Origin of the sequence: Pyramidobacter sp. CG50-2 (assembly GCF_003612005.1) — a bacterium.
GTDB lineage: Bacteria > Synergistota > Synergistia > Synergistales > Dethiosulfovibrionaceae > Pyramidobacter.
This window is the reverse complement of the sequence record NZ_RAWT01000024.1, coordinates 25,889-35,116: the sequence shown is the minus strand read 5'-3', so window position 1 is coordinate 35,116 and position 9,228 is coordinate 25,889. Positions and strand designations below refer to the sequence as shown.

General features: G+C 56.0%; 22 protein-coding genes. All 22 read left to right on the top strand.

The features are described 5' to 3' along the window. The coding region (locus tag D7D26_RS06610; protein WP_147413055.1) for an EF-Tu C-terminal domain-related protein at positions 1–78 on the top strand (78 nt) is incomplete at its 5' end. Positions 79–92: 14 nt separating this feature from the next. After that, positions 93–398 carry a 30S ribosomal protein S10 gene (gene rpsJ, locus D7D26_RS06605; protein WP_120372510.1) on the top strand — a complete coding sequence of 102 codons (306 nt, stop codon included), beginning with the start codon at positions 93–95 and terminating at the stop codon, positions 396–398. Between the two features lie 80 nt (positions 399–478). Further along, the gene (rplC, locus tag D7D26_RS06600) at positions 479–1,105 is read left to right on the top strand and encodes a 50S ribosomal protein L3 (protein ID WP_078015854.1); all 627 of its coding nucleotides are present in this window, start codon (positions 479–481) and stop codon (positions 1,103–1,105) included. A 20-nt stretch (positions 1,106–1,125) separates the two neighbouring features. Further along, complete coding sequence (rplD, locus tag D7D26_RS06595; RefSeq protein ID WP_120372509.1) at positions 1,126–1,749, top strand: 50S ribosomal protein L4; 624 nt, start codon at positions 1,126–1,128, stop codon at positions 1,747–1,749. Beyond that, positions 1,746–2,042, top strand: a complete 297-nt coding sequence (gene rplW / locus D7D26_RS06590; protein ID WP_009165422.1) for a 50S ribosomal protein L23 — start codon at positions 1,746–1,748, stop codon at positions 2,040–2,042. Before rplD ends, rplW begins: the two co-directional genes overlap by 4 nt. Before the next feature lie 20 nt (positions 2,043–2,062). Next, positions 2,063–2,893, top strand: a complete 831-nt coding sequence (gene rplB / locus D7D26_RS06585; RefSeq protein ID WP_120372508.1) for a 50S ribosomal protein L2 — start codon at positions 2,063–2,065, stop codon at positions 2,891–2,893. Positions 2,894–2,913: 20 nt separating this feature from the next. Beyond that, positions 2,914–3,216, top strand: a complete 303-nt coding sequence (gene rpsS, locus D7D26_RS06580; protein ID WP_078015857.1) for a 30S ribosomal protein S19 — start codon at positions 2,914–2,916, stop codon at positions 3,214–3,216. A 14-nt stretch (positions 3,217–3,230) separates the two neighbouring features. Next, positions 3,231–3,560, top strand: coding sequence for a 50S ribosomal protein L22 (gene rplV / locus D7D26_RS06575; RefSeq protein ID WP_009165420.1), 330 nt, complete (start codon positions 3,231–3,233; stop codon positions 3,558–3,560). Between the two features lie 14 nt (positions 3,561–3,574). After that, positions 3,575–4,264 carry a 30S ribosomal protein S3 gene (rpsC, locus tag D7D26_RS06570; RefSeq protein ID WP_078015858.1) on the top strand — a complete coding sequence of 230 codons (690 nt, stop codon included), beginning with the start codon at positions 3,575–3,577 and terminating at the stop codon, positions 4,262–4,264. Beyond that, a complete protein-coding gene (gene rplP, locus D7D26_RS06565; protein ID WP_078015859.1) occupies positions 4,265–4,687 on the top strand; it encodes a 50S ribosomal protein L16 in 423 nt (140 codons plus the stop codon). A 2-nt stretch (positions 4,688–4,689) separates the two neighbouring features. Beyond that, positions 4,690–4,905 (top strand): 50S ribosomal protein L29, encoded by a 216-nt coding sequence (gene rpmC, locus D7D26_RS06560; RefSeq protein WP_078015860.1) that lies wholly within the window; start codon positions 4,690–4,692, stop codon positions 4,903–4,905. Positions 4,906–4,911: 6 nt separating this feature from the next. Next, complete coding sequence (gene rpsQ, locus D7D26_RS06555) at positions 4,912–5,202, top strand: 30S ribosomal protein S17 (protein ID WP_009165416.1); 291 nt, start codon at positions 4,912–4,914, stop codon at positions 5,200–5,202. Between the two features lie 3 nt (positions 5,203–5,205). Then, a complete protein-coding gene (gene rplN, locus D7D26_RS06550; RefSeq protein ID WP_009165415.1) occupies positions 5,206–5,574 on the top strand; it encodes a 50S ribosomal protein L14 in 369 nt (122 codons plus the stop codon). Positions 5,575–5,586: 12 nt separating this feature from the next. Next, positions 5,587–5,916: a 50S ribosomal protein L24 gene (gene rplX, locus D7D26_RS06545; RefSeq protein ID WP_229769299.1), complete on the top strand. Its 330-nt coding sequence runs from the start codon at positions 5,587–5,589 to the stop codon at positions 5,914–5,916. A gap of 15 nt (positions 5,917–5,931) precedes the next feature. Next, entirely contained in the window at positions 5,932–6,480 is a 549-nt protein-coding gene (gene rplE / locus D7D26_RS06540) for a 50S ribosomal protein L5 (RefSeq protein ID WP_078015861.1), read from the top strand. An 11-nt stretch (positions 6,481–6,491) separates the two neighbouring features. Beyond that, on the top strand, positions 6,492–6,677 hold the full coding sequence (locus D7D26_RS06535; RefSeq protein WP_009165412.1) for a type Z 30S ribosomal protein S14: 186 nt from the start codon (positions 6,492–6,494) through the stop codon (positions 6,675–6,677). A 28-nt stretch (positions 6,678–6,705) separates the two neighbouring features. Beyond that, positions 6,706–7,110 (top strand): 30S ribosomal protein S8, encoded by a 405-nt coding sequence (gene rpsH, locus D7D26_RS06530; protein WP_009165411.1) that lies wholly within the window; start codon positions 6,706–6,708, stop codon positions 7,108–7,110. A gap of 14 nt (positions 7,111–7,124) precedes the next feature. Further along, entirely contained in the window at positions 7,125–7,664 is a 540-nt protein-coding gene (rplF, locus tag D7D26_RS06525) for a 50S ribosomal protein L6 (RefSeq protein ID WP_120372507.1), read from the top strand. A gap of 16 nt (positions 7,665–7,680) precedes the next feature. Then, positions 7,681–8,052 (top strand): 50S ribosomal protein L18, encoded by a 372-nt coding sequence (rplR, locus tag D7D26_RS06520; RefSeq protein ID WP_120372506.1) that lies wholly within the window; start codon positions 7,681–7,683, stop codon positions 8,050–8,052. Between the two features lie 12 nt (positions 8,053–8,064). Then, on the top strand, positions 8,065–8,568 hold the full coding sequence (rpsE, locus tag D7D26_RS06515) for a 30S ribosomal protein S5 (RefSeq protein ID WP_120372505.1): 504 nt from the start codon (positions 8,065–8,067) through the stop codon (positions 8,566–8,568). Between the two features lie 13 nt (positions 8,569–8,581). Beyond that, positions 8,582–8,794: a 50S ribosomal protein L30 gene (rpmD, locus tag D7D26_RS06510; RefSeq protein WP_120372504.1), complete on the top strand. Its 213-nt coding sequence runs from the start codon at positions 8,582–8,584 to the stop codon at positions 8,792–8,794. Further along, positions 8,781–9,227, top strand: a complete 447-nt coding sequence (gene rplO, locus D7D26_RS06505; protein WP_009165406.1) for a 50S ribosomal protein L15 — start codon at positions 8,781–8,783, stop codon at positions 9,225–9,227. Before rpmD ends, rplO begins: the two co-directional genes overlap by 14 nt. The last annotated feature ends 1 nt before the right edge of the window (position 9,228 follow it).

The window sequence follows — 9,228 nt, the reverse complement described above, 5'->3', positions numbered from 1 at the left end:
AACGAAGGCCTTCGCTTCGCCATCCGCGAAGGCGGCCACACCGTCGGCGCCGGCGTCGTCTCCCAGATCCTCGAGTAAGCGGAGGCCGTGTCGTGTCCAAAAAAATCAGAATTCGTCTCAAAGCGTTCGATCACCGCGTACTCGATACCTCCGCCGCCCAAATCGCTGAAACCGCGGCTCGCAGCGGCGCCAAGGTCGCCGGTCCGATCCCGCTTCCTACGGAGATCAACAAGTTCTGCATCCTCACATCACCTCATGTCAATAAGGATGCCCGCGAGCACTATGAAATGAGAACCCACAAGCGTCTCATCGACATTTTCGATCCGACGCAGAAGACGATGGAAGCATTGATGCAGCTGAATCTTCCCTCTGGTGTCGATATCCAGATCAAGCTCTAACCGAGCGGGAAGCTCTGAGCCAATAAAGCTGAATCTCCCTCGCTGGAGGGAGCTCTGAGCAAAGGAGAGTGTATTGTAGTATGAGTCTTGGTATTCTTGGACAGAAGCTGGGGATGACCCGCGTATTTAACGAAGCGGGGCAGTCCGTTCCGGTGACCGTTATCGCTGCTGGCCCTTGCCCTGTGGTCGATGTCCGTACCCCTGAGAAAAACGGTTACAGTGCCGTTCTTCTCGGTTTGGGCGAACGTAAGCCTCACAAGGTCACGAAGCCGCTTCAGGGTATGTATGACCGCTGCGGTGTAAAGCCCTGTCGTTGGCTGCGTGAATTCCGTATTGAGAATTCCGCCGAGTATAAAGCTGGTCAGATTGTCGACGTGGCCGTCTTTGCCGAGGGCGAGACGGTCAGCGTCACTGGCACCAGCAAGGGGAAAGGATTCGCGGGCGTTATGAAGCGCTGGAACTTTGGTGGTCTTCAGGCGAGTCATGGCGTGTCCGTGTCGCATCGTAAGCCGGCCTCAAGCGGCGCCAGCAGCTATCCGAGCCATATTTTCAAGGGCAAGACGATGCCCGGACATCTCGGCAACGAGCGCGTCACCATCAAGAATCTGACCGTCGTCGCAGTTGATAAGGAGAACAACCTCCTTCTCATCAAGGGTGCGGTTCCTGGCGCCAAAAACGGCCTCGTCCTGATTCACAAGCAGGACTAGGCTGAAGGAGGATCAACGAAATGCCTGTTATCAAGATTATGAATATCAGCGGAGAAATCGTTGGGGAGAAGACGCTCTCGGACGAAGTCTTCGGCGCTTCTGTTCATGTTTCTGCGATGCATCAGGTTGTAGTGGCTCAGTTGGCTCATGCCAGACAAGGGACAGCCAGCACCAAGATGCGTGGCGAAGTTCGCGGCGGCGGCAAGAAGCCATGGAAACAGAAACATACCGGGCGCGCGCGCGCGGGCAGCAGCCGTTCGCCTCTCTGGGTCGGCGGCGGCGTGGTTCACGGGCCCAAACCCCGTTCCTACAGCCTGAAAGTCAATAAGAAGGTCCGCGCCCTGGCGATGCGCAGTGCTCTTTCGATGCGGGTGATCGAGCAGTCGCTTTGTGCGGTGGAGAACTTTGGCTTTGAGGTCCCGTCCACGAAGAAGATGAAAGGTTTCATCGATTCTCTGAAGGCCAAAAAGGTCCTGTTCCTGCTTGACCAGAGAGATGAAAATGTTGTCAGATCCGCCAGCAACATCCCCGGCGCCAAGGTCCTTCATGTTGACAGCATCAACGTGCTTGACCTGGTTCATCATGATCATGTCGTAGCCACGCCGGCGGTTCTCGAAAAGCTTGAGGAGGTGTACGCTCGATGAATCTTGTAGCTCATGACATCATCATCCGTCCTGTGGTTACCGAGAAGAGCAGCCGCTTGATGGAAATGAACAAGTACACCTTCGAAGTTCATCCTATGGCCAATAAGATTGAGATTCGCAAGGCTGTCGAGGTTGTCTTCAAGGTTAAGGTCAAGAGCGTCCATACGGTGAAGGTCCATTCCAAGCCCAAGCGCATGGGAGCTTTTCTTGGCAAGAGCCGCGCGTGGAAAAAGGCCATCATCACGTTAGCCGAGGGAGAGCGCATCCAGTTCTTCGAAGGCGCTGGCGCCTAGCGATTGGAGGAAATCTGAAAATGGCAATCAAGGAATTCAATCCCTACACCGCCAGTAGACGTCATATGACGGTTCTAAGCCGTGAGGACATCACGAAGCAGAAGCCTGAGCGCTCTCTGCTTGCCGGCAGAAAGAAGAGGACGGGCGGCCGCAACAATTACGGGCGCAGGACTATGCGTTTCATCGGTGGTGGTCACATCCGCCGCCTGCGCATCGTCGATTTCAAGCGCGATAAGATTGGCGTCCCCGGTCGCGTTGCGGCGATCGAATATGATCCCAACCGTTCTGCGCGTCTGGCGTTGATTTTCTACGTCGACGGCGAAAAACGCTACATCCTCTGCCCTGACCAGCTTCATGTCGGCGATATGATCATGGCGGGGCCCGAGGCGGATATCCGCCCCGGCAACGCTAAGAAGTTCAAAAACATTCCTGACGGCACGTTGGTTCACAACATCGAGCTCGAACCCGGTCGCGGCGCCAAGTTGGTCCGTTCCGCCGGCGTCAGCGCTCAGCTGATGGCCAGAGAAGGCAAGTTCGCATTTGTGCGCATGCCCAGTGGCGAACTTCGCAAGTTCCTGCTTGAGTGCACCGCTACTATTGGCGTGGTTGGCAACGGCGAACACGAAAACGTCTCGTTGGGCAAGGCCGGCAAGACTCGCTGGCTGGGACGCAAGGGACGCATCCGCGCTATGATTCAAAACCCTGTCGACCACCCCATGGGCGGCGGAGAGGGCACCACGAAATCGCATCATCACCCCTGTTCGCCTTGGGGCACCCCTGCGAAGGGCTATCGTACTCGTGCGCGTAAGCCTTCTGACAAGTTCATTGTCAGACGTCGTTACGCCAAGTAGTAGGGTAAGGAGGACAAAATATGGCACGTTCTGCTAAAAAAGGACCCTACGTCGAGGCGAGGCTCCTCAAGAGGGTCGAGGAACTGAACGGAAGCGGCACGAAAAAGGTTCTCAAGACCTGGTCGCGCGCTTCCATGATCGTTCCGCCTATGGTTGGTCATACAATCGCTGTTCATAATGGCCGTACCCATGTTCCGGTCTATATCAGCGAGAACATGATCGGTCATAAGTTGGGTGAATTCGCGCTGACCCGTCGTTTTACCGGCCACAGCGGTCAGGAGCGTTCGATTCCGACCGCGGCGGCAGCGCCGAAGGCTAAGTAAAGGGGGACATTGACGTGCAGGCTTATGCAGTTGCCAAGGCGGTTCGTATTTCGCCTTATAAAGTTCGTCAGGTACTGCCTTTGATTCGTGGCAAAAAAGTTGGAGATGCCATGATGGTTCTCCGTTATACCCCGAAGAAAGCTGCCCGACTTGTGGAAAAGGTGCTGAAGAGCGCCGTCGCTAATGCTGAGTTCAACTTTGGCATGGATGTTGAGAAGCTGAAGGTTGTCGAGGCCAAAGCCGATCAGGGCCCCAGCATGAAACGTTTTCGTCCCGCGTCTATGGGGCGGGCTCATGCGTATGTGCATCGTACCAGTCACATCACTGTGACGGTCGCCGAGTAAGGGGGAAAGGACTTATGGGTCAGAAAGTTCATCCGATCGGTTATCGTATCGGCGTGATCCGCGACTGGGAATCCAAGTGGTATGCGGTTGGTAAAAATTATGTGAAGAATCTTCACGAGGATATCAAGCTGCGCACCTGGATCAAGAATCGCTGGGAAGGCGCCGGCATTTCTCGCGTCGAGATTGAGCGCGTGGGCAAAGTAATTCGCTTCACGCTATGGACGGCTCGTCCTGGTGTGGTGATCGGCAAACAGGGCGCCGAGCTGACGAAAGTGAAAGACGAGCTCCAGGCTTTGACCGGCACCCGCGTGATGCTGAACGTTCAGGAGATCAAAAACCCCGACGTCGACGCGCAGCTTGTGGCCGAAGGTATCGCCTCCGCGCTGGAGCGCCGCGTCAGCTTCCGCCGCGCCATGAAGCAGGCCATGTTCCGTACCATGAAGGCTGGCGGTCTGGGCATCAAGATTCAATGTTCGGGACGTCTTGGCGGAGCGGAAATTGCCCGCACGGAGTGGTATAACGATGGGCGCCTTCCTCTTTCCACGCTCCGTGCTGACGTGGACTACAGTTGCGTCAAGGCCGTGACCATGTATGGCGCTATTGGTGTGAAGTGCTGGATCTACCGTGATGAGAAAGCCTTGAACACGGCAGCTCCTCGTCCAGTCCGCAGCAGAGCGAACAAAAGGGAAGGAGGCCGGGCCTAAATGTTGATGCCGAAGAGAACAAAGTTCCGTAAGCCTCATCGCGACTGCCTTGTGGGTGAAGCGAAAGGCGGGGCTTACGTGGCTTTTGGCGAGTTCGGCGTGCAGGCGATGGAATGCGCCTACATTACTGCCCGCCAGATCGAAGCGACCCGCGTTGCCATCAACCGTAAGATGCGCAAGGGCGGCAAGTTGTGGATCCGCATCTTCCCCGACGTGCCTTATACGAAGAAGCCTCTTGAAACCCGAATGGGAAAGGGAAAGGGCGCTCCGGAGTTCTGGGTATCCGCCGTTCGTAAAGGCCGCATCATGTTTGAGCTTGGCGGGATTCCCCGTGAAATCGCTGAGGAAGCGTTCCGCACGGCCTCTCACAAGCTTCCTATCAAGGTGCGGCTTGTGACCCGCGACAGTTTGGATGGTGAATAGTAATGGACGCCAAAAGTCTGCGTGAAATGACCGTTGAAGAGCTTATGAACAAGCACGACCAGTTCAAGGAAGAGCTGTTTAACCTGCGCTTCCAGAATGCTGTTGGTCAGTTGAAGAACACCAGCAGGATCAAAGAGGTCAAAAAGACCATCGCGAGAGTCCTTACCATTGTTCACGAAAAGGAACAGGGACTGAACGTGAACGCCGGAAGGAGGTAAGGCACAATGGAAGCTAAAACCCCTCATCGTAAGATGAAGATCGGAATCGTTGTCAGCGACAAGATGGAGAAGACGATTTCCGTCCGTGTGACCCGGCATGCCATGCACCCCGTGTACGGCAAGCGCATCATCAAGTCCAAGAAGTTCCTTGTGCACGATGCTGAGAACGCCTGCCGCATGGGCGACAGAGTCCAGTTTGCCGAAACTCGTCCTATGAGCAAGAACAAGCGCTGGACCCTCGTCAAGATCATTGAGAGAGCCCCCATCCTGGGCGGATCTGTCGAGGAGGATGTTTAACCGATGATTCAGTTAAATACAGTGCTTAACGTTGCTGACAACACGGGCGCGAAGCGCGTCAAGTGCATTCAAGTGCTCGGCGGCAGCCGACGCCGTTTCGGCTCGCTGGGCGATATCATTGTCTGCGCCGTAAAGGAAGCCATCCCCAACAGCAATGTTGCCAAGGGCAGCGTCGTCAAGGCTGTGATCGTTCGTACCAAAAAAGAGCGCCGTCGTGCGGATGGTTCCTACGTGCGCTTTGACGATAACGCCGCGGTTCTGATCGACGGCAACGGCGATCCGAGAGGAACTCGTATTTTTGGCCCAGTCGCCCGTGAGCTTCGCGCGAAGAAGTACATGCGCATCATCTCGCTGGCGCCCGAAGTTGTATAGGAGGCCTGCGTGATGAGCAAAATGCGTTTGAAGAAGGGTGACCGCGTCAGAGTCATCTCCGGTAAGGACAAGGGCAAGGAAGGCAAGATTCTTGTTTCCTTCCCCGCGGAAAACAAGGTTATCGTCGAAGGCGTAAGCGTTGCCTCGCGTCACAGCAAGCCCACTCAGGCCAATCCGCAGGGCGGCATCGTCAAGAAGGAGACGCCGATCTATGCCTCCAAGGTCATGCTGATTTGCCCCAACACCGGTAAACCCACCCGCGTTGGTCACGCTTTCCTGGAAGACGGCCGCAAAGTGCGCGTGGCCAAGGTTTCCGGCGAAATTGTCGACCAGCTCAAGTAGTGGAGGAGGCAAATCATGACCGTACGCGTGCTGGAAAAGTACAAGAGCGAAGTCGTGCCTGCGCTTCAGGCTCAGTTCGCTTATAAAAATCCCATGATGATGCCTAAGATCGTCAAGGTCGTCATCAATATCGGCGTTGGCGACGCCAAGAGCGACAGCAAGTTTATCGATGCCGCCGCCGCCGAGCTTGCCACGATCAGCGGACAGCGTCCGATGATCAAGAAGTCGAAGAAGTCCATCGCGAACTTCAAACTTCGCGAAGGTTCTCCCGTCGGCTGCAGCGTGACGCTTCGCGGCGTGCGCATGTGGGAGTTTCTCGACCGTCTGCTGAATCTCACGCTTGCTCGCATCAAGGACTTTCAGGGCGTGTCGAGAACGTCCTTCGACGGACGCGGCAACTACAACCTCGGCCTCAGGGACCAGCTGATTTTCCCCGAGATCGATTACGACAAAGTTGTCAAGCTTCGCGGTATGAACGTTACCATCGTGACGACTGCGAACACCGACGAAGAGGCTTTTGTCATGCTCGAGAAGCTTGGCATGCCTTTTGCGCACGCTGAATAGGAGGGGTTGAGATGGCGAGAAAAGCTCTGAAGAACAAAGCTGCGCTGACCCCGAAGTTTTCGACCCGCGGCTACAACAGATGCCCGATCTGTGGCCGTATGCACGGTTACATGAGAGATTTCGACATGTGCCGCTGCTGCTTCCGCAATCTTGCCCGCGAAGGCAAGATCCCTGGAATTGTCAAGTCGAGCTGGTAAATTACCGCTCTGAGAAAGGGGAACTTTCATGTACGTTAACGATCCGATTGCGGATATGCTCACGAGAATTCGCAACGCGAACATGGTCTACCATGAGAGCGTCGATATCCCGATCAGCAAGATGAAGCTGGGGATTGCGAAGATCCTGAAAAGTGAAGGTTACATCCGCAACTACAAGGTCCTCAACGACCCCAAAAAGCCCGCGGGCACCATTAAGGTCTTTATGAACTATGGTCCCAACCGCGAACGCGTCGTACAGGGCCTTCGCCGCATGAGTAAGCCCGGCCGCCGTGTCTATGTCGGCAAAGATAAACTGCCCAAAGTCATGGGAGGCTTGGGAATTGCCATTATTTCCACTTCCCAGGGTCTGAAGACTGACGCCGAGGCCAGGCTGCTTGGGCTCGGTGGAGAAGTCGTCTGCTATGTCTGGTAAGGCGAGGGATTAACATGTCAAGATTAGGACGTAAACCCGTCACGGTCCCGCAGGGTACCAGCGTAGAAGTCAAGGAAGACAGAATCGTTGTCAAGGGCAAGAACGGCCAGTTGTCCATGCCTCTTGTGGAGAACATCTCCGTCGAAGTCAAGGACGGCGCCGTTCACGTAGCCCGCGCCAACGAGGAGAAGCCCACCAAGGCCGCGCACGGCATGGTGCGCGCCATGATCAACAACATGGTTATCGGCGTCACCGAGGGGTACACCAAGACTCTCGAAATCGAGGGCGTTGGCTATCGCGCCGCCATGAAAGGCAAGAACCTCGGTCTGAGCCTGGGTTTTTCCCATCCGCTTGAAGTGGTTCCTCCCGAGGGAATCACCTTTGCCGTGGAAGGCGCGACCAAGATTTTCGTCAAGGGCATCGACAAACAAGTTGTTGGCCAGATCGCTGCGATCATTCGCGGATATCGCGCTCCCGAACCTTACAAGGGCAAGGGCATTCACTATCTCGGCGAGCACATCCTGCGCAAGGCCGGCAAGACCGCTACTAAGTAAGACGAGGTGAGCCGATATGATTAAGACCAAGAGCAGAAATGAAATGCGTCTCCTTCGGCACAGCCGTCTTCGCAAGAGCGTTTCCGGCACCGCTGAGAGACCGAGACTGTCTGTTTTCCGCAGCCTGAAAGACATCTACGTTCAGGTGATCGACGACACCGTCGGTCATACGCTGATCTCCGTATCCACAAAGGAAAAGGTCGTGGCGCAGAGCCTTGAGTGCGGCCATTGCACGGTAGCCGCTGCCAAGGTTGTGGGCAAGCTTGTTGCGGAGCGTGCGAAGGAAAAAGGTATCACCGAGGTCGTCTTCGATCGCGGTGGCCACGTGTATCACGGCCGCGTTCAGGCGATCGCCGACGCCGCTCGTGAAGCCGGTTTGAAGCTCTAAGGAGGAATTTCAATGACCGAAAAACAGTCTGCGAGCGGTACCGAGCTGAACGAGCGCGTTGTCTTTATCAACCGTGTCAGCAAGACCGTCAAGGGCGGCAAGAGATTTCGTTTCAGCATCCTTCTTGCCGTCGGCGACGGTGAAGGCAACGTGGGCATCGGCATGGGCAAGGCTCGCGAAATTTCCGAAGCTGTCCGCAAGGGCATGGAAGACGCGAAGAAAGACATGATCCCTGTGAAGCGCAACGGCAAGACCATTCCTCATCCGGTGATGGGACGCTATGGCTCGGCGGCCGTTATGCTCCGCCCCGCCGCTGACGGTACCGGAGTTATCGCCGGCAGCGTCGTGCGCGCCATCATGGAGCTGGGCGGGATCAAGGACGTTATGACCAAGGTCGTCGGACACACCAGCAACCCCGTTAACGTCGCCCGCGCCACTCTGGCTGCCGTCGCTTCGCTGCGCACTCGTGACGAGATCATGGCTCTGCGCGGCAAGAAAAAGACGGAGAACGCTTAGGAGGTAAGGGATCATGGCTAAACTTCGTATTGTCTGGAAGAGGAGCGATATCGGCCGTCCTGAGCGTCAGTCGCGCACGATCAAGGCGCTGGGATTCCATAAGCTGAACTCGGTCGTCATTCACGAGGATACGCCCCAGATCCGCGGCATGGTTCGCGCGGTGGCTCACCTTGTCGAGTGCTCTGAAGTGAACGAGGAAGGGGGCAAAACCAATGAATCTGAGTGATCTGCGTCCGGCCGAAGGTGCCAAGCACAAAGCGAAGCGCGTTGGCTGCGGCATCGGCAGCGGCAACGGCAAAACTGCCGGAAGAGGCACCAAGGGGTACGGCTCCCGTGCCGGCAGCGCTATCCGTCCCGGTTTTGAGGGCGGCCAGATGCCTTTGGTTCGCCGTACGCCCAAGCGCGGTTTCAACAATTACAATTTTGCTAAGGTATATCAGATCGCCAATCTGGGCGACATTGCCGAGATCTTCAAAGAAGGCGCTGTCATCACGGTGAACGAGCTCTTTGCGTACGGCTTGGTCCGCAATATGGATACGCCCGTCAAGATCCTTGGCGATGGCGAGCTTGACAAACCGCTGACGATCAAGGCAGAAGCCTTCAGCAAGTCTGCTGCTCAGAAGATTGCAGCTGCAGGCGGAACTGCTGAGGTGATTTAAA